This window comes from Umezawaea sp. NPDC059074 (assembly GCF_042738955.1).
Taxonomy (GTDB): domain Bacteria; phylum Actinomycetota; class Actinomycetes; order Mycobacteriales; family Pseudonocardiaceae; genus Umezawaea.
In genome coordinates, this window is sequence record NZ_JBHYHC010000022.1 from 75,180 (window position 1) to 95,659 (window position 20,480).

Below are 20,480 nucleotides of genomic sequence, written 5' to 3' on the forward strand. Positions count from 1 at the left end.
GCGTTGCGCGTCCTGTCCGTTGACCTGGGTACTTCCAACACGGTGGCGGTGCTGTCGGCACACGGCCGCCCACCCAGGGTCGTCGAGGTGGACGGCGCGTCGGCGATGCCGTCGGCGGTCTTCTGCGAGGAGGACGGCACGCTGGTCGTGGGGCGTGATGCCGAGCGGCGCGCGCGCCTGGACCCGTCGCGGTTCGAGCCGAACCCGAAGCGCCGGGTGGACGACGGCGCGTTGAAGCTCGGCGAGTCCGTCGTGCCGGTCGCGGACGCGTTGGCCGCCGTGCTCGGCCGCGTGCTGGAGGAGACCGCCCGCCAGCTCAACGGGGCCCAGCTCGACGAGGTCCGGCTGACCCACCCCGCGCAGTGGGGTCCGACCCGCCGCGCCGTGCTGATCTCCGCCGCCCGGCTGGCCGGGGTGACCGCCGAGGTCGTGCTGGTTCCGGAGCCCGTGGCCGCCGCCGCGCACTACGCCCTCGCGATCGAGCGGAACTTCGCCACCGGCCAGGCGCTGGCCGTCTACGACCTGGGCGCGGGCACGTTCGACGTCGCCATCGTCGGCGTCACCCAGAAGGGGTTCGAGGTGCTGGCCGACGACGGCCTGCCCGACCTCGGCGGCCTGGACGTCGACCAGGCGCTGCTGGAGCACATCGGCCGCCAGGTGTCGCACAGCGACCCCGGCCACTGGCAGCGGCTCATGCGGCCCGAGTCGACCGCCGACCGCCGCACCCGCCGGACCCTGCTGGACGACGTGCGCTCCGCCAAGGAGTCGCTGTCGCGGCACCCCCGGACGGAGGTGCCGATGCCCGAGCCGTTCACCGACGTGGTGGTGACCCGCTCCGACATGGAGGCGCTGGTCCGGCCGCGCCTGCTGCGCAGCGCCGAGCTGCTGGCCTCCACGATCCGCGCCACCGGCATGGCCCCCGAGCAGCTCGTCGGCATCTACCTGGTCGGTGGGTCCAGTCGGATCCCGCTGGTCAGCACCATGATCGTCGAGCAGGTCCGGGTCGCGCCGACCAGCCTCGACCAGCCGGAGACGGCCGTCGCGCTCGGCGCGCACCACGTGCCGAAGGACGGCATCAACCTGCGCGCCACCGACGAGCCGTCGACCGTCACGATGTCGCGCTCGGACGTGCCCACGGTCGTGACCGAGCCGGTCGCGGGCGACTTCCCCACCCAGGACATGCCCGCCACCGGCGGGTTCCCGGCGCAGAGCGGCCCGCACCCGGTGAACCCGACGCCGAGCGGTCCGTACCAGGTCAACCCGACCCCCAGTGGCCCGTACCCGGTGAACCCCGCGGTCAGCGGCCCGAGCCAGGTCAACCCCGCGACCAGCGGCGGCTACCCGGTGACCGCGCCCTACTCGGTCAACACCTCCTTCTCCGTCAACAGCCAGTACCCGGCCGCGCAGCAGCAGTTCAACTTCCCCACCGCCGTCGCCGCGCCGCCGAAGAAGAAGTCGAACCGGACCGCGCTGCTCGCGGTGGGCGGCGCGGTCGTGCTGGTCGCGGCGATCGTCGGCGGCGTGGTCGCGCTGAGCGGGCCGGACGTCCCGAACGCGCAGGAGTGCAAGTCCGACACCGCGACCGACGACAAGGGCTTCACCAAGTGCCTGCGCCAGCTCGCGGGCGTCGTCCCGGACGGCAACCAGTGCAAGACCGGCGGCGCCGCGGGCGTGTCCGGCGTCAACGCCATCAAGGGCAGCGTCGTCAGCTGCACCCTGGACGACGACTACACCGTTCAGTACGTCCTCACGGAGACCGTCACCGGCGCGCAGCAGGGCGCGGACGCCGTGGTCCGGTCGCTCAAGGCCGACGTGGTCGAGGCGCAGTGGGCGGGCAACGGCCTGGAGGGCAAGTACCGCTCGTCCGCCGACGGCGGTGTCGGGCTGCTCGCGTTCACCGCGACGGACCGCCCGCTGCTCGGCATCGTGACCAAGACCGGCGGGGGAGACCTGACCGCCGACGAGGTCGCCACCTACTTCGAGAAGCGCGTCCAGCCTGGTACGTGACCCGGACGGCCCTGGTAGCGGGGTCGCGACCGTGTCACCATCGTGATCATGAAAACGGTGGCGCCCGAGGTCGAGCACCTGCAACGCAGGGTGCTCCGCGTGCTCACGACCACCCAGGTCCTGGGCGCCACGGGCGTCACCATCGGTCTCGCCTTCAGCACGCTGATCGCCGCCGCGCTCGCCGAGTCCGACGCCGTGGGCGGTCTCGCGCAGACCAGCGCGGTCGTCGGCGCGGCCCTGCTCGCGCTCCCCGCGGCCAAACTCGCGCAACGCCGCGGCAGGCGTCCCGCGCTCGTGCTCGGCTACGGCGTCGGTGCGGTGGGCGCGCTGACGGCGGCGCTCGCCGTCGTGCTCGGGTGGTGGCAACTGCTGCTGCCCGCCCTGGTCCTCTTCGGCGGCGCGTCCAGCGCGAACCTCGCCGCCCGGTACGCGGCCACCGACCTCGCGCACCCCCACCGGCGGGCGCGGTCGGTCGGCATCGTGGTGTGGGCGGCGACCATCGGCGCGGTCGCCGGTCCGAACCTCGCCGATCCGGCCGGACGCCTCGCCTCGTCCCTCGGCCTCGCGGTCGGTGCGGGACCGTTCCTGCTGGCCGCCGCGGTGTTCGGGCTGGCCGCGCTGGCCATCTGGGTGTTCCTGCGACCCGACCCGCTGGTGGTCGTGCGCGACGCCGTGCCCGAGCCCGTGGTCCCCGCGCACTGCGTCGGCGGCCAGTCGCCGACCAAGGGCAGCGTCGCCGTGTGGCGGTCCCTGCGGTCCAGCGCGAAGCTCGCGCTGATCTCCATCTCCCTGTGCCAGACGGCGATGGTCGGTCTGATGTCGATGACCCCGGTGCACATGAACCACGCGGGCTCCTCGCTGCGCGTGGTCGGCGTGGTGATCAGCCTGCACGTCGCGGCCATGTACGGGGCCAGCCCGCTGTTCGGCTGGATGGCCGACCGGCTCGGCCGGATCCCGGTGCTGGCCATCGGCGCCGCGCTGCTCGTCGCCGCGTCCGGCGTCACCGGGATGGCCCCCTCCGACAACGCGCCGCAGCTCGCGGCCGGGCTCACGCTGCTCGGCTTCGGCTGGTCCGCGGGCCTGGTGTCCGGGTCCGCGCTGCTCACCGAGTCCGTCGCCGTGCCCGACCGGCCCGCGGCGCAGGGCCTGTCCGACCTCTGCATGAACATCGGCGGCGCGATCGGCGGCGTCACGGCGGGCGTGGTCGTCACCGCCTGGTCGTTCGCGGCGCTCGGCCTGATCGTCGGGTTCGTCGCGCTGCCGCTGCTCGTCGTCTGCGTCTACACGACCCTGCAACGGCCCGCCTGACCCCTCACTTCTTCCGGTTCCCCCACCAGAAGCGCAGGCCGACGACGATCACGACGAGCAGCATGGCGACCATCGCGATCTGGCCGACCGGCGAGGACAGGCCCGTGGGGTCTTCCTGGAGCAGTGCCACTCCCTGAGGTTAACCTGGACCCGATGCGCATCACGGTGTTCCGCAAGCAGATGGCCGGTGAGTTCGGCTCGGTCCGCGGTGAGATGGTGGCCCAGGACCACGTGCTGTCCGCCCTGGGAGGCCTCACCCCCGATCAGGCACTCGAATCGGGCGTTCCCCCGAAAGAGATCTGGCTCGCCGTGTGCGACGCGTTCGACGTCCCCGAGCAGCGAAGATGAGCCGGCGTGTCGAGGCTGCGATCGAACACCTGTTCGGCTAAGCTCCCGCCACGACCGGGTGTCCGAACGGCTGCTCGCCCGGCCCTCGCAAAAATTGTCGGACCCTCCCCGTAGCGTCGGGTCCAACATGAAAAAGCGATCCGAGACAACCCGAGGTGGACACCAGATGGCTCCCGCAGCACCCGACAGGGACAAGGCCCTTGAGCTGGCTCTTGCCCAGATCGACAAGCAGTTCGGCAAGGGCTCGGTCATGCGTCTCGGCGAAGAGGGCCGCGCCCCGATCGCCGTGATCCCGACCGGCGCGATCGCGTTGGACGTCGCGCTCGGCATCGGCGGTCTGCCACGTGGTCGCGTGGTGGAGATCTACGGCCCGGAATCCTCCGGTAAGACGACGGTCGCGCTGCACGCCGTCGCGAACGCCCAGAAGGCGGGTGGCATCGCGGCGTTCATCGACGCGGAGCACGCGCTCGACCCCGACTACGCGAAGAAGCTGGGCGTCGACACCGACGCGCTCCTGGTCTCCCAGCCCGACACGGGCGAGCAGGCGCTGGAGATCGCGGACATGCTGATCCGCTCCGGCGCTCTCGACATCCTCGTGATCGACTCGGTGGCGGCGCTCGTGCCCCGCGCCGAGATCGAGGGCGAGATGGGCGACAACCACGTCGGTCTCCAGGCGCGGTTGATGAGCCAGGCGCTCCGCAAGATCACCGGTGCGCTCAGCAATTCCGGTACAACCGCTATTTTCATCAACCAGCTGCGCGAGAAGATCGGCGTCATGTTCGGCACGCCGGAGACCACGACGGGTGGCAAGGCGCTGAAGTTCTACGCGTCCGTGCGCCTCGACGTGCGTCGCATCGAGACCCTGAAGGACGGCGGCGAGCCCGTCGGCAACCGCACCAGGGTCAAGGTCGTGAAGAACAAGGTGGCCCCGCCGTTCAAGCAGGCCGAGTTCGACATCCTCTACGGCAAGGGCATCAGCCGTGAGGGCTCGCTGATCGACATGGGTGTCGACCAGGGCATCCTGCGCAAGTCCGGCGCCTGGTACACCTACGAGGGCGACCAGCTGGGGCAGGGCAAGGAGAACGCCCGCAAGTTCCTGCTGGAGAACCCCGACGTCGCCAACGAGGTCGAGAAGCGCATCAAGGACAAGCTGGGCATCGGCGCGAAGCTCGACGCCGACGTCACCGAGGCCGCGCCCGCGCCGGTCGACTTCTGAGCAGCCCCATGACGTACCGCGGTGGCAGGGGTCGGGGTCGTCGGGCCGGATTCGGTTCGGACGCCGACGAGCCCGACCTCCCGCCACCGGACCCGGTCGAGGAGCAGAAGCGCGCCAAGGAGATCTGCTTCACGCAGCTCGCCGCGCAACCGCGCACCCGGCTCGAGTTGAAGAACGCGATGCTGCGCAAGGGGATCGCCGAGGAACTTGCCGAGCTGGTGCTCGGCAAGTTCGACAAGGCGGGCCTGATCGACGACGCGGCGTTCGCGGAGATCTGGGTCCGGTCGCGGCACACCTACAACGGGCTCGGTCGTCGCGCGTTGGCGATGGAGCTGAAGCGCAAGGGTGTCGCGGACGACCTGGTCACCGAGGCCGTGGCCGCGGTGGACGACGAGGCCGAGCAGGACCGGGCGCGGGAACTGGTCCGGAAGAAGCTGCGCGGCATGACCGGCGTCGACGAGACGGCGAAGATCCGTCGGCTCGTGGGGGCGTTGGCGCGCAAGGGTTACGCGGGGGGAATGGCCTACCAGGTGGTGCGCGAGGAGCTGCGGGCTGCGGGCGAGGACGCCGCTCTGCTGGACGACGCCCTGCCGGAGTGAGCGCCGTCCGGATGGGAGCACCGGACCGGGCTCTGCGGTGATGAGCGGTGACCCGTGGGAGTGCCTGACCGGGCTCTGCCGTGATGAGCGTTGCTCGGTGGGAACGCCAGGGCGAGTTCTGCTGCTGCAATGGGGGTTGTCCGGTGGAACGCCGAGCTTCGTGAGGCGTTTCGGCCTGATCCGCGACTGACGTCTCGGCTCGTCGGTGGGGCTTTATTCGATGGCCGCCGGTGGGTTCGGTGGGTACAACTGCGCCATGCTGCGCAAATATCCTCGGACCCGGCACCTTGAGGGGTCTCGTCGGCAACCTGGGGACGAGGACCTCGACTCGGTGGCGTTCGCCGCGATCCGGGGGCGGCACGTGGTGGTCGAGGAGAAGCTCGACGGGGCGAACGTGGGGGTCGGGTTCGACGCCGAGGGGACGCTGAGGTTGCAGAGCCGGGGGCACTACCTGGTCGGTGGGCCTCGGGAGCGGCAGTTCGCGCGGTTCAAGGCGTGGGCCGCCGAGGTGCGGGCGGAGTTGTGGGAGCGGCTGGGGTCCCGGTACGTGATGTACGGGGAATGGCTCTACGCCAAGCACACGGTGTTCTACGACGCGCTTCCGCACTTCTTCTGCGAGTTCGACGTGCTGGACCGCGAGACCGGGGTGTTCCTGTCGACGCCCGCGCGGGCGAAGCTGCTCGCCGGAGCGCCGGTGGTGTCCGTGCCGGTGCTGCACTCCGGGGTGTTCGAGGACCTGGGGGCGTTGACCGCGTTCCTGGGGCCGTCGACCTGCCGCACGCCGCAGTGGCGTGAGGTGCTGCGCGAAGCCGCCGTGGACGCGGGGCTGGATCCGGACCAGGTGGTCGCGGAGACGGACTCGGACGACTTCATGGAAGGCCTGTACGTCAAGGTCGAGGTCGGCGACGAGACCGTCGACCGGTACAAGTGGGTGCGGCCCAGCTTCCTGACGGCGGTCCTGGACTCCGGCAGCCACTGGGCTTCCCGGCCGATCCTGCCGAACCGGGTGGGCGGGCATGCGGATCTTTGACGAGCTGTGCCCGCGCGGTCCGGAGTGGACGGTGCGGTGGGAGGAGATCGAGGCCGCCTTCGCGTGGGTGCGGCGGTTGCGCGGGGTGGTGCAGGACCCGGTGCACCACGCCGAAGGCGACGTCGCCACGCACACGCGGATGGCGTGCGAGGCGTTGGCCGCGCAGGAGGAGTGGCGCGCCCGACCCCCGGACGAGCGCACGCTGCTGTTCGCGACCGTGCTGCTGCACGACGTGGCGAAGCCGTTCCGGACGCAGGTCGACGACGAGGGGCGGGTCACGGCACACGGGCATTCGCGGCACGGCGACCTGTTGGCGCGGCGGATCCTGTGGGAACTCGGGGCTCCGCGTCGGTGGCGCGAGCACGTCGCCGCGCTGGTGAATCACCACCAGGTGCCGTTCTGGGCGTTGGAGCGGCCGGACCTGACGCGGATCGCCTACCGGGTCAGCCTGCTGGCGCGCAACGACGACCTGGCGATCCTGGCGACCGCGGACATCCTGGGGCGGGTGTGCCAGGACGCGGACGGCGTGGTGGACAACATCGCGCTGTTCCGCGAGTACTGCCGTGAACTGGGCTGCCTGGACAGGCCGAAGGAGTTCGCGTCGGAGCACGCGCGGTTCCAGTACTTCCGCACGCCGGGGCGGGATCCGGAGTACGCCGCGTTCGACGACACGAGGATGGACGTGACCGTCCTGTCCGGACTGCCGGGCGTCGGCAAGGACCACTGGATCGCCGCGAACCGCGCCGGGTGGCCGGTGGTGAGCCTCGACGTGCTGCGGGACCGGATGGGCGTCAAACCCGGAGGTGATCAACGGGCCGTCGTCGCGGCGGCGTTCGAGCAGGCGCGGACACACCTGCGGGCCGGGGAGCGGTTCGTCTGGAACGCGACCAACGTGACCCGCCAGCTGCGCGAGCGCTGCGTCGGGCTGGCGGCCGACTACCGCGCGCGGGTCACGCTCGTCGGCCTCGAAGCGCCGCCGTCGGTCGTGCGGGCCCGCAACCGGGCACGGGCAGAGCCCGTGCCGGAAGCCGTGGTGGACCGGCTGATCGACAGGTGGGAGACCCCGGACCTGACCGAGGCGCACCACGTGGAATGGGTCGACACCGACCACCAGCGGGGGCGGTGAGGGTCGCGGGATTCCCACTAGAGTTCCCACCGTGGGCGCGAAGCACGTGGTGTGGGACTGGAACGGGACTCTGCTGGCGGACAACGTCGCCGTGGTGGCCTCGGTGAACAGGGTGCTCCGCGACTTCTACCCGCCCGCGCCGGGCGTGGAGTGCGCTTGCCTCACCTGCGGCACCCCCTCCGCGCTGTCGTCCGACGGAGAGGTTGTCTGCGCCGGGTTCGGACGCGAGTCGATCACGCTGGACCACTGGCGCTCGGTGTTCAGCCGCCCGCTCCTCGACTGCTACCAGCGCCTTCTCGGCCAACCGCTGGACGCGGCCGGGTGGAGGCGCGTCGACGCGGTCTACCACGACCACTACCGCGGCCTCCTGCCGCTGTGCCGCCTCGCCGATGGCGCTCCCGAGCGCCTGCGGGCGTGGGGCGAGCGCGGGCGCACTCAATCGCTGCTGTCGATGTGGTATCACGACGAGCTGGTCGTGCTGGTCGACGAGTACGGGCTGACGGAGTTGTTCAGCCGGATCGACGGTCTGCGCGAGGACTCGCAGGGCGGGTCGAAGGCGGCGCACCTCGCGGCGCACCTGACCGCGTTGGACCTCGACCCGACCGACGTCGTGCTGATCGGCGACGTGGTCGACGACGCCGAGGCCGCCGCGCACGTCGGCGCGTCGTGCGTGCTCGTCACGACCGGCGTGATGAGCCGTGCCAAGTTGGAGGCCACCGGGGTGCCGGTGGCCGATTCGATCACCGAGGCTTTGGCGCTGCTGGACTGAGCGGTGCCGTCGCACCTGCCTTGGACCGTCGTCTGCGGACGACCACGAGCAGCACGCCCAGCGCGGCCATCAGCCCGCACGTGACGACCGCGGTGGTCACCAGGAACTCGTCCAGGTCGCCGCGCGCGAGGTACGCGCCCAGCGCGACCGCGACCACCGCGCACACCGCGCGGTCGAGGATGGACTCCATCGACAGCAGCGTGGCGCGGTAGCGGGAGTCCGGGATGGCGTCGTTGAGGAGCTTCCGCTGGATCGGGAAGGACAGGCCCGAGGACACCGCGAAGAGGCACAGCAGCGCGATCGTGACGACCGGTCCGAAGAGGACGATCAGGCCGAGGCTCAGCGCCATCACGATGGTCAGCAGGAACACGGACCCGGCCGCGCCCACCCTGCGCCGCAGCAGGTGCGGGCGCGCGGCGCCGAGGGCTTCGAAGATCGTCATGGCCGCGAGGACCGAGCCGAACCACGTGACCGGGAGGTCCTTGCCCTCCAGGATCGGCTGGAACAGGTTCACCTGCGCGATGCGCACCAGGGTGAACATCGCCACGCCCTGCACCATCAGCAGCAGGAGCCACCGCGACCCGCCGAGGGCCCGGAAAGCCCCGCCCACGCCCGCGAGGACGGTGGCGGTCTTGCCGTTGCCGACCGTCGGCCGCCAGTCGGGGATGGGCGGGAGCTTCAACGCCAGCACCACCGCCACGGTCGCGTTGAGCGCGGTCAGCCAGTACGGCGACGGCAGGTTCCACTGCATCAGCAGGCCGATCACCGGCCAGAACACGATCTTGCCGACGAGGCTGTACGAGCGGCCGACGCCCTCGGCCTTCAGGTACAGGTGGCCCGCGTCGTGGGCGTGCAGGAACTCGTACAGGTACGCGCTCTGCGCGCCGGAGATCAACGACCTGGCCAGCGCGATGAGCAGGAAGTGCACCAGGAAACCGGTGTAGGAGCCGAGGAACACCGGCACGAGGTTGGCGACCACCAGCACGCCCGCGCCGCTCACCAGCGACGTCCGGTAGTCGAAGCGGTCGGCGACCATGCCGGTCGGGATCTCCAGCAGGCAGAACGCGATGTAGTAGACGCTCTGGATGCCGAAGATCTCGGCGTCGCTCATGCCGAGCTGCTTCTGGTAGGCGTAGAAGATCGGCACCCACAGCAGCAGGCCGAAGAAGAACTGGAAGCCGAACGTGAGGCGGATCGCCCGCGTGACGGCGGGGTTCGTGGAGAGCGCCATCAGATCGAGTACGGCCGGAGCTGCACGATGAACAGGTGGTCGTCGTCGGCCAGCCACTCGACGTCCACGGGGGAGTCGAACGTGTAGTCCGGCGAGAAGTGCGCCTGCAACAGCCTGCCGACGACGGCCAGGCGTTGGAGCTGGTCCTTGGCGGCCTTGCCGAGGTCCTCGCGCGCGTCGCCGAGCGACACGGTGCGGCCGCCGCCCTCGACGGTGCTGTACAGGTACTGCATCGGCAGCGTCGAGCCGTCCACGACGTCGGTCACCTTCGGCGAGACGTTGACGTAGACGTTGCGGAAGTCGTTGCGGTTCATCGGGTTCGTGGTCACGAGCACGCCGCCGAAGTCGGCCGCGACCTGCTCCTGGATCACCACGCCCATGTAGCACTCGTCGAGCGAGATGCCCGCCTGCTGGCGGAGCCGGACGCTGCGCGGCGACACCAGCGACGCCCAGACCTCCTTGATGCTCTCCACGATCTTCTCGGCCGTCGACACGTGGTTGATCGACTCGTAGATGCCCGCCGCGGAGAACCCGGCGAGGTCCTCTGCGTTGGAGGAGCTGCGCACCACGAACGCCCGCACGCCCGCGAGCCGGGTGACCAGCGCGGTGTCGACGTCGTGCAGCATGTGGTCCGGGATCTTGGTGGTGCGGATGAGGCGCTGGAGCTCCAGGCACAGCGGCTCGACCTCGCGGGCGTCCAGTTCCAGGGCCATCTTGAGCTTGCCGATGGCCTGCTGTACGCGAGGAGAGGACTCCAGGAACCGCTGCTGCAACGAGAACGGCAGCGCGATGCCACGCGGCACGCGCACGCGGTCGGCGAGCAGCTTGCGGGCGGCGAGGGTCAGGTCCGCGTCCTCCGGCACGTCGAGCAGCCGCGCCAGGTGGGGCAGCAGGTTCTCCCGCGGCGGGCGCGGCACCTGGAAGAAGCCGAGCAGCCGTCGGGAGCCGCCCGCGAGGACGTGGTGCAGCTCGCCCAGGTTCGCGGCCTTCGTGCCGTAGCGGTGGCGGTCGTGGTGGCGCAGCTCGTCGAGGCCCGCGATGGGGCTGTAGCTCGCCTCCGGCTCCTCCAGGGTGATCCGCTGCGCGTACCAGGCCGGGCGCTGCCCGAGGTCGACCGGCTCGTCGACGAGCGTCAGGCCGATCTCGGCGGCGGCCGCGTCGACCCGGTAGGACACCCACCGGCCGTCGAGGTGCTCGCGTTCGACGAGGTCGAAAGCGCCGATCTGGATGGCGTTCGGGATCTGCCAGCCGGTCGCGAGCACATTCGTGTGGGAAAGCGGGGTCGTGTGGTCGGCGTTGATGATCCCGGCGAGCCGGGGAATGTCGTCCGGCACGCGGCGCATGACGATGATGTCGTGCCATTCGAGCGTGTCGACGGCCGCGCGGTAATCCGCGGGTGAACGGAACGCGCGCAGGCGTCCTTTCGTCTCTCCGGGGTTCAGTGCGACGAACTGGGCGCTGGAGAACAATTCGTGCGCCAGGATTCGCGGCAGTTCCGCGGGCGTCAACCGCGCCACGGCCTGTTCCTGGAGGTGGTTCGCGGGCTTGAACAGCAGCGGCAGCGACGGGTCGACGCGGTCGCGCACGAAGTGGTGGAACCAGACGATCATGTCCGACGACATGGTGTCGATCTCGACCGTCTCCAGCGAGAGGATCCGCCGGTCCTCGCGGATGTGCAGGGCGAGAATGCCCAGGTAGAACCGCCGGTCGGCGTCGTGGTAGAAGGTCTGGTTGTACGAGTCGATCGTGCGGCCCATCTCGTCCTTCGAGACGCCGAGGATCTGCTCGCCGATGTAGATCGCGTGGAACTGGTGCTCGGCGTTGTTCAGGAAGTGGATGGTCGAGTTCGCGCGGTCGACGACCACCTTGACGAACGAATAGCCGCCCAACCGACCCGAGAGTTGGGTGAAAGCGGAAATGCTGAGTTGTTCGCCCACCAGTGCGGCAACGTCCGGCACGTTTTCTTCTCCCTCGCTTTCGCTGCGATGGAGGAGATTAACACCGGAATCTCGAGAGGTCGTTCGCGCGAGATGAGGACTGGGGCCCCTATTCTCAAATCCTCCTCAAACACATGACCGGCGCCACAGTCCGTCGGAGTGAAATGTCCAACGGGCTGGGACGCCGGTCCTGGGAGGTGGGAGGAGACCACCCCTAGTGGTGATCCTTCTTACTTCAGCGCGGACGCGGCCTTGGCGAGCGCCTCGACGCGGCCGAAGTCGCCCGCGGCCAACGCGTCCTTCGGCGCCAGCCACGAGCCGCCGACGCAGCCCACGTTCGGCAGCGCCAGGTACTTCGACGCCGACTCCGGCGTGATCCCGCCGGTCGGGCAGAAGCGCAGCTGCGGCAGCGGGCCGCCGATCGACTTCAGGTAGTCCACGCCCCCCGCGGCCTCGGCGGGGAAGAACTTCAACGCCGTCAGCCCGCGCTCGAACAGCCGCAGCGCCTCCGACACGGTCGCCGCGCCCGGCAGGAACGGCAGCCCGGTGTCCTCCACGGCGTTCAGCAGCCGCTCGGTGCAGCCGGGGGTCACCAGGAACGCCGCGCCGGCCTTCGTGGCCTGCTCGGCCAACTCCGGCGTCGTCACCGTGCCCGCGCCGATCACGATCTCCGGCACCTCCGCCACGACCCGCTCGATCGCCGCCAGCGCCGCGGGCGTCCGCAACGTCAACTCGATCACGCCGATCCCGCCGCGCAGCAACGCCTGCGCCAACGGCACGGCGTGCGCGGCGTCGTCCACGACGACGACCGGGATGACGGGGGACAGCGTGAGCAGATCCGCGCTGGTGGTCACCGCGAAGCCTCCTGGGTCTGGTGGTCGGTGCTGGGTGCTCGACGGCCCACGAGCCGCCCACCGGGGCAGCCTAGCCGTGAGGTGCGACGACGATCTCGTTCAAGATCGACTGTCGGTGGCCGGTCGTAGGCTGGAATTCGGGGGCCCACCCGGCCGGGTGACCCCGGCTACCTGGACGCGCCCTGGCCTTCGAAGTGGGAGGCGGCGACAGGGCCGAAGACGGTGGCTCCGCGGTCTGCCGGGCCTACCGCGCGGCGGAGGGCGGCGAACAGTTCGCGGCCCGTGCCGGTCCACGCCTGGGCGTCCGCGGGGAAGTCGACCAGGGGGCGGGCGGTCAGTTCCGCCGCGTCGACGAAGACCTCGAGGGTGCCCGTCTCGGCGTCCAGGCGGATCACGTCGCCGTCGCGGACCCGGCCCAGTGGGCCGCCGACGGCGGCTTCGGGGGTGAGTTGGATGGCCGCCGGGATCTTGCCCGAGGCGCCGGACATGCGGCCGTCGGTGACGATCGCGACCTTGTGGCCGCGGTCCATCAGCACGCCCAGCGGGGGCGTGAGCTTGTGCAGCTCCGGCATGCCGTTGGCCTGCGGGCCCTGGTTGCGGACGACCACGACGACGTCGCGGTCCAGTTCGCCCGCCTGGAACGCCGCGGCGAACGCCTCCTGCGTGGTGAACACGCGGGCGGGAGCCTCGACGACCCGGTTCTCCGCGGCCACGGCGGACACCTTGATCACCGCGCGGCCGAGGTTGCCGGACATCATGCGCAGGCCGCCGTCGGCCGCGAACGGCTCGTCGGCCCCGCGCAGCACGGCCTTGTCCAGGGTCTCGGTCGGGCCGTCGCGCCAGACCAGTTCGCCGTCGATCAGCACCGGCTCCTCGCGGTACCGGTCGAGGCCGAAGCCCGCGACCGTGTGCACGTCGCGGTGCAGCAGGCCCGCGTCGAGCAGCGTGCCGACGAGGAACTGCACGCCGCCCGCGGCCTGGAAGTGGTTGATGTCCGCGGTGCCGTTCGGGTAGACCCTGGTCAGCAGGGGCACGACCGACGACAGGTCGGAGAAGTCGTCCCAGCTCAGCTCGATGCCCGCGGCGGACGCGATGGCGACCAGGTGCATCGTCAGGTTGGTCGAGCCGCCGGTCGCGAGCAGCGCGACCACGCCGTTCACGATCGAGCGCTCGTCGACGACCTTCGCGATGGGCGTGTACTCCTCGCCGCGGCTGATCCGCACCGCGCGGCGGGCGGCCTCCTCGGTCAGCGCGCGCCGCAGCGGCGTGCCCGGCGGCACGAAGGTCGCGCCCGGCAGGTGCAGGCCCATGACCTCGTTGACGAGCTGGTTCGAGTTGGCCGTTCCGTAGAACGTGCAGGTGCCGGGGCTGTGGTAGGACGCGGCCTCGGCTTCGAGGAGGTCCTCGCGGGTGGCCTTGCCCTCGGCGAACAGCTGGCGGACGCGGCTCTTCTCGGAATTCGTCAGCCCGGAGCTCATCGGGCCCGCGGGCACCAGGATCGTCGGCAGGTGGCCGAACGACAGCGCGCCGATCAGCATCCCCGGCACGATCTTGTCGCACACGCCGAGCATCAGCGTCGCGTCGAACATGTCGTGCGCCAGCGCCACGCCGGTCGACATGGCGATGACGTCGCGGCTGAACAGCGACAGCTCCATCCCGTCGCGGCCCTGGGTGATGCCGTCGCACATGGCGGGCACGCCGCCCGCGAACTGGGCGATGCCGCCCGCCTCGCGGGCGGCGACCTTGATCCACGCGGGGTACTCGTCCATCGGCTGGTGGGCCGACAGCATGTCGTTGTACGCGGACACGATCGCCACGTTCGGCTTGCGCAGCGCCCGCAGGGCGGCCTTGTCGCCGCCGGTGATGCCCGCGAAGCCGTGCGCGAGGTTGCTGCACGCCATGCCGGTGCGGGTGGTGGACTCGGTAGCCGCCGCAGCCATGCGGTCGAGGTACGTCGCGCGGGTGGCGGCGCTGCGTGCCGTGATGCGCTCGGTCACCTCGGCGACGATGGGGTGCGTTTGGCTCATTGCTGACTCCGGTGATCACGGGCCGTGGTGGGCCCAGTGGACGGCAGCGCTGGCGTCGCACGTGCGGTCGTGACGGTTGACAGCCTAGGTCACCAGTGCGCTTTCGCACAGAACCGATTCAGAAACCAGGGGTGTCTACGGGGCGAACTGGGGTACTACCGGACCGTTAAATTTGGCGTGTGTCGCTTGTCACATGACGCTGGACAAGGCAGAGTCGGCGTCGGGATCACTGACGGGGACCTCGGTAACGGAGGTGCGACATGACGTCCACGGAGATCGTCGAGTTGAGGCGCGCGCTGGGTCAGCTCAGGCAGTGCGTCGGCTCCCTGCGCGGGCGTTACGGCGACGTTGCCGCAGTGCAGCGCCTTGCCAACGACATCGAGCGCATGGACATCGACGCCACGGAGTTGATCGACATCGACTCCCCGCCGAGGCCGCGGCAGGCGCCTCTGGTCGAGCGCGAGGTGGTCGTCGTGCCCGACACGCCCTACGACTCGTCGCTGTGGCAGGACGCCGACGACGAGGGGTTGGGTGGCTACCGTCAGCGATAGGTGATCTGCAACACTCCACCTCGGCCCTCGCTGGACATGGCGGGGGCCGAGGCCTTTGCGGCAGCAGCCACAACGACGTGGAACCGAGGTGGGCCAGTTGGTGAGGGCGCAGATCTCCGAGCGCACGCTGCGCACGGACCGGTGGTGGCTGTCGCCGTTGCTGACGGTAGCCGGACTCGGGTTGATCTCGGTCTACGCGGCGATCCGCACGTTCATGAACGACTTCTACTGGGTGTCGGAGTACCACTACCTGACGCCCATGTACTCGCCCTGCCTGAGCGCCGAGTGCGTCCCGGCGGCCAGCCACTTCGGCCAGCCGCTGCCGGAGCTGCCCGGCTTCCTCACCCCGCCGATCTTCATCATCCCGTTCCTGCTGGGATTCCGGATCACCTGCTACTACTACCGCAAGGCCTACTACCGGGCGGCCTGGATGTCGCCGCCCGCGTGCGCCGTGGCGGAGCCCCACAAGACGTACACCGGCGAGACCAAGGCGCCGCTGATCGCGCAGAACCTGCACCGCTACTTCTTCTACGCGGCGTCGATCCTGCTGCTGATCAACATCTACGACGCGATAGCCGCCTTCTCCGGTGAGAAGGGCTTCGGCATCGGCCTCGGCAACATCATCCTGCTGGTCAACGTGGGCCTGCTCGCCGCGTACACGCTGTCGTGCCACTCGTGCAGGCACATCATGGGCGGCAAGCTCAAGCACTTCTCCAAGCACCCCGTCCGCTACTGGATGTGGCAGAGGATCTCCACGCTCAACGGCAAGCACATGCAGCTCGCCTGGTCGTCGCTGGTCTTCGTCTGCCTGACCGACCTCTACATCGCGCTCGTCGCCTCCGGGGTCATCGGCGACCTGCGTTTCGTCAACTAGGGAGCACAACCTTGGCCGAGCTGGAACGGCACTCGTTCGACGTCCTCGTCATCGGTGCCGGAGGCGCCGGACTGCGAGCCGCGATCGAGGCCCGCGAGCACGGGATGCGCACGGCGGTGCTCTGCAAGTCGCTGTTCGGCAAGGCGCACACCGTGATGGCCGAGGGCGGCATCGCCGCGGCCATGGGGAACGTGAACTCCAACGACAGCTGGCAGGTCCACTTCCGCGACACCATGCGCGGCGGCAAGTTCCTGAACAACTGGCGGATGGCGGAGCTGCACGCCAAGGAGGCGCCGGACCGCGTCTGGGAGCTGGAGACCTACGGGGCGCTGTTCGACCGGACCGCGGACGGGCGGGTCAGCCAGCGCAACTTCGGCGGCCACGAGTACCCGCGGCTCGCGCACGTCGGCGACCGCACCGGCCTGGAGCTGATCCGCACCCTCCAGCAGAAGATCGTGTCGCTCCAGCAGGAGGACCACGCCGAGAGCGGTGATTACGAGAACAAGCTCAAGGTCTTCCAGGAGTTCACCGTCAGCGACCTGCTGATCGAGGACGGCCGGGTCGCGGGCGCGTTCGGCTACTGGCGCGAGTCCGGCCGGTTCGTGCTGTTCACGGCCCCCTCGGTGATCCTCGCGACCGGCGGCATCGGCAAGTCGTTCAAGGTCACGTCGAACTCGTGGGAGTACACCGGCGACGGCCACGCGCTGGCCCTGCGCGCCGGGGCGTCGCTGATCAACATGGAGTTCATCCAGTTCCACCCGACCGGCATGGTCTGGCCGCCCAGCGTGAAGGGCATCCTGGTCACCGAGTCGGTCCGCGGCGACGGTGGCGTGCTGCGGAACTCCGAGGGCAAGCGGTTCATGTTCGACTACATCCCCGAGGTCTTCAAGGAGAAGTACGCCGACAGCGAGGCCGAGGGCGACCGCTGGTACACCGACGCCGACAACAACCGGCGCCCACCGGAACTCCTGCCCCGCGACGAGGTCGCCCGCGCGATCAACTCCGAGGTCAAGGCCGGTCGCGGCACCGAGCACGGCGGCGTGTTCCTGGACGTGTCGACCCGCCTGCCCGCCGAGGAGATCACCCGGCGGCTGCCGTCGATGCACCACCAGTTCAAGGAGCTGGCCGACGTCGACATCACCGCCCAGCCGATGGAGGTCGGGCCGACCTGCCACTACGTGATGGGCGGCGTCGAGGTCGACCCGGACACCGGGGCGTCGTCGGTGCCCGGCCTGTTCGCCGCGGGTGAGGTGTCCGGCGGCATGCACGGGTCGAACCGGCTCGGCGGCAACTCGCTGTCCGACCTGCTGGTGTTCGGCCGTCGGGCGGGCGCGGGGGCGGCGGACTACGCGGCGTCGCTGGCGTCCCGGCCGGTGCCGTCGGAGGCCTCGGTCGCCGAGGCGGAACGAGTCGCGCTGGCGCCGTTCTCCGGCGACGGCGGGGAGAACCCGTACACGCTGCACATGGAGCTCCAGCAGACGATGAACGACCTCGTCGGCATCATCCGCAAGGCCCCGGAGATCGAGCAGGCGCTGGAACGCCTGGAGGGCCTCAAGGCGCGCGCCAGGACGTTGACCGTCGAAGGCCACCGGCAGTTCAACCCCGGCTGGCACCTCGCGCTGGACCTGCGGAACATGCTGGTGGTCAGCGAGTGCGTGGCCAAGGCCGCGCTGCTGCGCACCGAGAGCCGCGGCGGCCACACCCGCGACGACTACCCGGTGATGGACTCCGACTGGCGGCGCAAGCTGCTGGTGTGCACGGTCACCGACGAGTCCGAAGTGGACGTGGCGGTGAAACCGCAGATCCCCATCCGCGAGGACCTGCTGGAGCTGTTCGAGCGCGGCGAGCTGGAGAAGTACCTCACCGGTGACGAGTTGGGGAGCTGACGATGGGTTACCAGGGGAACTTCCGGGTCTGGCGCGGCGACGAGTCCGGGGGAGGGCTGGAGGACTTCACCGTCGAGGTGAACGAGGGCGAGGTCGTCCTCGACGTCATCCACCGCATCCAGGCCACGCAGGCCGGTGACCTCGCGGTCCGGTGGAACTGCAAGGCGGGCAAGTGCGGCTCGTGCTCGGCCGAGATCAACGGCAGGCCGCGGCTGCTGTGCATGACCCGCATGTCCACGTTCACCGAGGGCGAGACCATCACGATCACGCCCATGCGCACGTTCCCGATCATCCGGGACCTCGTGACGGACGTGTCGTTCAACTACACCAAGGCCCGCGAGATCCCGTCGTTCAAGCCGCCGAAGGGCGTCGCGCCGGGCGAGTACCGGATGCAGCAGGTCGACGTGGAGCGCTCGCAGGAGTTCCGCAAGTGCATCGAGTGCTTCCTGTGCCAGGACACGTGCCACGTGATCCGCGACCACGAGGAGAACAAGGAGGCCTTCGCGGGTCCCCGGTTCCTCATGCGGATCGCCGAGCTGGAGATGCACCCGCTGGACGAGGGCGGGCGGACGGTCGCGGCGCAGGAGACGCACGGGCTCGGGCTGTGCAACATCACCAAGTGCTGCTCCGAGGTGTGCCCGGAGCACATCAAGATCACCGACAACGCCCTGATCCCGATGAAGGAACGGGTGGCGGACCGCAAGTACGACCCCATCGTGTGGCTGGGCAACAAGATCTTCCGCCGCCAGTCGTGAGAGCGACCTCCACCCGATCGTGTGTGTTTTCGCCATTCTTTGACCAACGGGATCTGGATACCGTTGGTTGATGGCGGTGCACGGTCTGGAGGTGGCTATGTGCGGCAGTGATGGTGACGGGTCCAGCGGGTGTGACGGTGGCATGTCCTCGTGACGGCGGCGGCGCTTCGCGTTCGCCGCTCCGGCACACTTCGGGCGGTGGTGGACCGTCCGAAGTGGAGCACGGGGATTCGGTGCGCCTGAACGACGAAGGGCGCTTCCGGTAGTCGGAAGCGCCCTGTCGGGTATTGCTCGGTCCGGTGTCCGGCCCTACGCCGACCGGCTCTCCGTGGACCGGCCCTACAGGGACCGGCACCACAGGGACTGCCTTACATGGACTGCGAGGCGGCCGGGATGGCCACGTCGTCCAGCGCCTTCGTGTCGGCGTTGGTGCCCTTGACCTTCTTGTTGCGCCTGTTGCGCTTCTCCAGCGTGACGGCCAGCCAGGTGAGCAGGAGGCACATCGTCACGTAGATGGCGGCGACCACGAGCGTCACGGGGACCAGGGGCCTGCCGAACTGGCCCTGGCCGCCGAGGTACTTCGCGTAGTCCAGGAGTTCCTTGTAGTTGATGATGAAGCCGAGTGCCGTGTCCTTCAGGAGCACGACGAGCTGGCTGACGATGGTCGGCAGCATCACCCGCAGTGCCTGGGGGAGCAGGATCAGCGTCATCACCTGGGTCTTGCGCATGCCCAGGGCGTAGGCCGCCTCGGTCTGGCCGCGGGGCAGGGACATGATGCCCGCGCGGAAGACCTCGGCCAGCACCGAGCCGTTGTAGAGGGTCAGGCCGAGCACGACTGCGGTGAACTGCGACATCTTGATGTCGATCGCGGGGAGCCCGAAGTAGAAGAAGAAGATCATGATCAGCAGCGGGATGGCGCGGAAGACCTCGACGATGAACGTCGCGGGGCCCCGCCAGAACGCGTGGTCCGAGAGCTTGCCCGCGGCCAGCACCGCGCCGAACGCCATGGCGCAGACCGCGCCGAGGGCGAACGCCTTGAGGGTGGCGAGCACGCGCTCGCCGAGCTGCTCCTGGATCGTCGTGTACTGGAGCCACTCCCACATCTGGGGCTCGAACTGGCCGCTGTCGTAGAAGCGGTAGCCGATGAACCCGATGATGCCGACCACGCCGAGCACACCCACGACGGCCAGGATCCGGTGCCGCAGCCTGGCCTTCGGACCGGGGACGTCGAACAGCACGTTGCTCATCGGGCGACGCTCCAGCGCTTCTCGAGGCTGCGTTGCAGGAAGGTCAGGGGCAGGACGAGCACGATGAAGAAGAACGCCACCCAGGACAGGCCGACGAGCATGTTGGCGCCGTCCTCGGAGAGGGACGCCTGGATCGCGCCCGCGTCACCGACGGAGAAACCCGCCGAGACGGTCGTGTTCTTCAGCAGCGCGATCATGGTGCTCACCAGCGGCGGCACCACCGAGCGCAGGGCCTGCGGCAGCACGACGCTCCCGAGCATCTGCGTGAAGGTGAGCCCGAGCGCTCGCGACGCCTCGGCCTGGCCGACCGGGACGGTGTTGATGCCCGAGCGCACCACCTCGCAGATGAACGCGGAGGTGTACATGGTGAGCGCGACGACCGCGCCCGTGACGTAGTCGATCTTCACGATCTGCAGCAGCGGGTAGGCGAACGTGAAGAAGAAGAACACCAGCGTCAGCGGCGTGTTGCGCACCAGCGTGACGTAGGTGGCCCCGGCTGCCCGGAACACCGGCACGGGACTGACCCTCAGCATCGCGAGGAACGTACCCAGGATCAACGACCCGATCGCCGACAGCACGAACAGCTTGATCGTGGTGGCGAAGGCGCTCAGGAAGAGGCCGGAGTACGTGGAAAGGAGACTCATCAGGGGTTCCTTGCCGGTGGGCTGGCGGTAGAGAGGTGGCCGGTGACTCGCCCCGGGGCGAGGTCACCGGC

General features: G+C 69.8%; 19 protein-coding genes. 12 read left to right on the forward strand and 7 right to left on the reverse strand.

What is annotated here, in order from left to right:
- Window positions 1–3 precede the first annotated feature (3 nt).
- Window positions 4–2,007 carry an Hsp70 family protein gene (locus tag ACFWW9_RS13195; protein ID WP_390375690.1) on the forward strand — a complete coding sequence of 668 codons (2,004 nt, stop codon included), beginning with the start codon at window positions 4–6 and terminating at the stop codon, window positions 2,005–2,007.
- 48 nt (window positions 2,008–2,055) lie between these two features.
- On the forward strand, window positions 2,056–3,315 hold the full coding sequence (locus ACFWW9_RS13200; protein ID WP_390375693.1) for an MFS transporter: 1,260 nt from the start codon (window positions 2,056–2,058) through the stop codon (window positions 3,313–3,315).
- 4 nt (window positions 3,316–3,319) lie between these two features.
- Here the strand turns inward: ACFWW9_RS13200 and ACFWW9_RS13205 are convergent, their stop codons facing one another.
- The gene (locus tag ACFWW9_RS13205) at window positions 3,320–3,445 is read right to left on the reverse strand and encodes a hypothetical protein (protein WP_390375696.1); all 126 of its coding nucleotides are present in this window, start codon (window positions 3,443–3,445) and stop codon (window positions 3,320–3,322) included.
- Window positions 3,446–3,468: 23 nt separating this feature from the next.
- Here ACFWW9_RS13205 and ACFWW9_RS13210 point away from each other — a divergent pair, with 23 nt between their 5' ends.
- The 6 genes from ACFWW9_RS13210 to ACFWW9_RS13235 all read left to right on the forward strand — a co-directional run bounded on the left by ACFWW9_RS13210 (window position 3,469) and on the right by ACFWW9_RS13235 (window position 8,403).
- Window positions 3,469–3,663 (forward strand): DUF3046 domain-containing protein, encoded by a 195-nt coding sequence (locus ACFWW9_RS13210; RefSeq protein WP_390375700.1) that lies wholly within the window; start codon window positions 3,469–3,471, stop codon window positions 3,661–3,663.
- Window positions 3,664–3,829: 166 nt separating this feature from the next.
- The gene (gene recA / locus ACFWW9_RS13215; protein WP_390375703.1) at window positions 3,830–4,879 is read left to right on the forward strand and encodes a recombinase RecA; all 1,050 of its coding nucleotides are present in this window, start codon (window positions 3,830–3,832) and stop codon (window positions 4,877–4,879) included.
- Between the two features lie 8 nt (window positions 4,880–4,887).
- Window positions 4,888–5,478 (forward strand): regulatory protein RecX, encoded by a 591-nt coding sequence (locus tag ACFWW9_RS13220; RefSeq protein WP_390375706.1) that lies wholly within the window; start codon window positions 4,888–4,890, stop codon window positions 5,476–5,478.
- Between the two features lie 331 nt (window positions 5,479–5,809).
- Complete coding sequence (locus ACFWW9_RS13225) at window positions 5,810–6,508, forward strand: RNA ligase family protein (RefSeq protein WP_390375709.1); 699 nt, start codon at window positions 5,810–5,812, stop codon at window positions 6,506–6,508.
- On the forward strand, window positions 6,495–7,634 hold the full coding sequence (locus ACFWW9_RS13230) for an AAA family ATPase (RefSeq protein ID WP_390375712.1): 1,140 nt from the start codon (window positions 6,495–6,497) through the stop codon (window positions 7,632–7,634). The genes ACFWW9_RS13225 and ACFWW9_RS13230 overlap by 14 nt, the downstream gene beginning before the upstream one ends.
- A gap of 31 nt (window positions 7,635–7,665) precedes the next feature.
- Window positions 7,666–8,403, forward strand: coding sequence for an HAD family hydrolase (locus tag ACFWW9_RS13235; RefSeq protein WP_390375715.1), 738 nt, complete (start codon window positions 7,666–7,668; stop codon window positions 8,401–8,403).
- On the opposite strand, the gene ACFWW9_RS13240 is transcribed toward ACFWW9_RS13235, so the two are convergent.
- The 4 genes from ACFWW9_RS13240 to edd all read right to left on the reverse strand — a co-directional run bounded on the left by ACFWW9_RS13240 (window position 8,375) and on the right by edd (window position 14,452).
- Complete coding sequence (locus ACFWW9_RS13240) at window positions 8,375–9,634, reverse strand: MFS transporter (RefSeq protein WP_390375718.1); 1,260 nt, start codon at window positions 9,632–9,634, stop codon at window positions 8,375–8,377. The genes ACFWW9_RS13235 and ACFWW9_RS13240 overlap by 29 nt on opposite strands.
- The gene (locus tag ACFWW9_RS13245) at window positions 9,634–11,592 is read right to left on the reverse strand and encodes a PEP/pyruvate-binding domain-containing protein (protein ID WP_390375721.1); all 1,959 of its coding nucleotides are present in this window, start codon (window positions 11,590–11,592) and stop codon (window positions 9,634–9,636) included. Before ACFWW9_RS13245 ends, ACFWW9_RS13240 begins: the two co-directional genes overlap by 1 nt.
- Window positions 11,593–11,801: 209 nt before the next feature.
- The gene (gene eda / locus ACFWW9_RS13250; RefSeq protein WP_390375724.1) at window positions 11,802–12,425 is read right to left on the reverse strand and encodes a bifunctional 4-hydroxy-2-oxoglutarate aldolase/2-dehydro-3-deoxy-phosphogluconate aldolase; all 624 of its coding nucleotides are present in this window, start codon (window positions 12,423–12,425) and stop codon (window positions 11,802–11,804) included.
- 167 nt (window positions 12,426–12,592) lie between these two features.
- On the reverse strand, window positions 12,593–14,452 hold the full coding sequence (gene edd / locus ACFWW9_RS13255) for a phosphogluconate dehydratase (protein ID WP_390375727.1): 1,860 nt from the start codon (window positions 14,450–14,452) through the stop codon (window positions 12,593–12,595).
- A gap of 260 nt (window positions 14,453–14,712) precedes the next feature.
- On the opposite strand from edd, the gene ACFWW9_RS13260 reads away from it, so the two are divergent.
- From ACFWW9_RS13260 to ACFWW9_RS13275, 4 genes are all read left to right on the forward strand, one after another.
- Complete coding sequence (locus ACFWW9_RS13260; RefSeq protein WP_106196805.1) at window positions 14,713–15,003, forward strand: hypothetical protein; 291 nt, start codon at window positions 14,713–14,715, stop codon at window positions 15,001–15,003.
- A 100-nt stretch (window positions 15,004–15,103) separates the two neighbouring features.
- The gene (locus ACFWW9_RS13265) at window positions 15,104–15,877 is read left to right on the forward strand and encodes a hypothetical protein (protein ID WP_390375731.1); all 774 of its coding nucleotides are present in this window, start codon (window positions 15,104–15,106) and stop codon (window positions 15,875–15,877) included.
- 11 nt (window positions 15,878–15,888) lie between these two features.
- Entirely contained in the window at window positions 15,889–17,763 is a 1,875-nt protein-coding gene (locus ACFWW9_RS13270) for a fumarate reductase/succinate dehydrogenase flavoprotein subunit (protein WP_390375734.1), read from the forward strand.
- A 2-nt stretch (window positions 17,764–17,765) separates the two neighbouring features.
- Window positions 17,766–18,518, forward strand: coding sequence for a succinate dehydrogenase/fumarate reductase iron-sulfur subunit (locus ACFWW9_RS13275; RefSeq protein ID WP_390375737.1), 753 nt, complete (start codon window positions 17,766–17,768; stop codon window positions 18,516–18,518).
- A 368-nt stretch (window positions 18,519–18,886) separates the two neighbouring features.
- On the opposite strand, the gene ACFWW9_RS13280 is transcribed toward ACFWW9_RS13275, so the two are convergent.
- Window positions 18,887–19,765, reverse strand: coding sequence for an amino acid ABC transporter permease (locus tag ACFWW9_RS13280; protein ID WP_390375740.1), 879 nt, complete (start codon window positions 19,763–19,765; stop codon window positions 18,887–18,889).
- Window positions 19,762–20,409, reverse strand: a complete 648-nt coding sequence (locus tag ACFWW9_RS13285; protein WP_390375743.1) for an amino acid ABC transporter permease — start codon at window positions 20,407–20,409, stop codon at window positions 19,762–19,764. Before ACFWW9_RS13285 ends, ACFWW9_RS13280 begins: the two co-directional genes overlap by 4 nt.
- Window positions 20,410–20,480 lie beyond the last annotated feature (71 nt).

Bases quoted from the DNA above. Each gene is read 5' to 3' on its own strand.
- ACFWW9_RS13200 (WP_390375693.1), top strand. From the start codon at position 2,056: ATGAAAACGGTGGCGCCCGAGGTCGAGCACCTGCAACGCAGGGTGCTC.
- ACFWW9_RS13210 (WP_390375700.1), top strand. From the start codon at position 3,469: ATGCGCATCACGGTGTTCCGCAAGCAGATGGCCGGTGAGTTCGGCTCG.
- recA (WP_390375703.1), top strand. From the start codon at position 3,830: ATGGCTCCCGCAGCACCCGACAGGGACAAGGCCCTTGAGCTGGCTCTT.
- ACFWW9_RS13220 (WP_390375706.1), top strand. From the start codon at position 4,888: ATGACGTACCGCGGTGGCAGGGGTCGGGGTCGTCGGGCCGGATTCGGT.
- ACFWW9_RS13230 (WP_390375712.1), top strand. From the start codon at position 6,495: ATGCGGATCTTTGACGAGCTGTGCCCGCGCGGTCCGGAGTGGACGGTG.
- ACFWW9_RS13240 (WP_390375718.1), bottom strand. From the start codon at position 9,634: ATGGCGCTCTCCACGAACCCCGCCGTCACGCGGGCGATCCGCCTCACG.
- edd (WP_390375727.1), bottom strand. From the start codon at position 14,452: ATGAGCCAAACGCACCCCATCGTCGCCGAGGTGACCGAGCGCATCACG.
- ACFWW9_RS13260 (WP_106196805.1), top strand. From the start codon at position 14,713: ATGACGTCCACGGAGATCGTCGAGTTGAGGCGCGCGCTGGGTCAGCTC.
- ACFWW9_RS13275 (WP_390375737.1), top strand. From the start codon at position 17,766: ATGGGTTACCAGGGGAACTTCCGGGTCTGGCGCGGCGACGAGTCCGGG.
- ACFWW9_RS13280 (WP_390375740.1), bottom strand. From the start codon at position 19,765: ATGAGCAACGTGCTGTTCGACGTCCCCGGTCCGAAGGCCAGGCTGCGG.
- ACFWW9_RS13285 (WP_390375743.1), bottom strand. From the start codon at position 20,409: ATGAGTCTCCTTTCCACGTACTCCGGCCTCTTCCTGAGCGCCTTCGCC.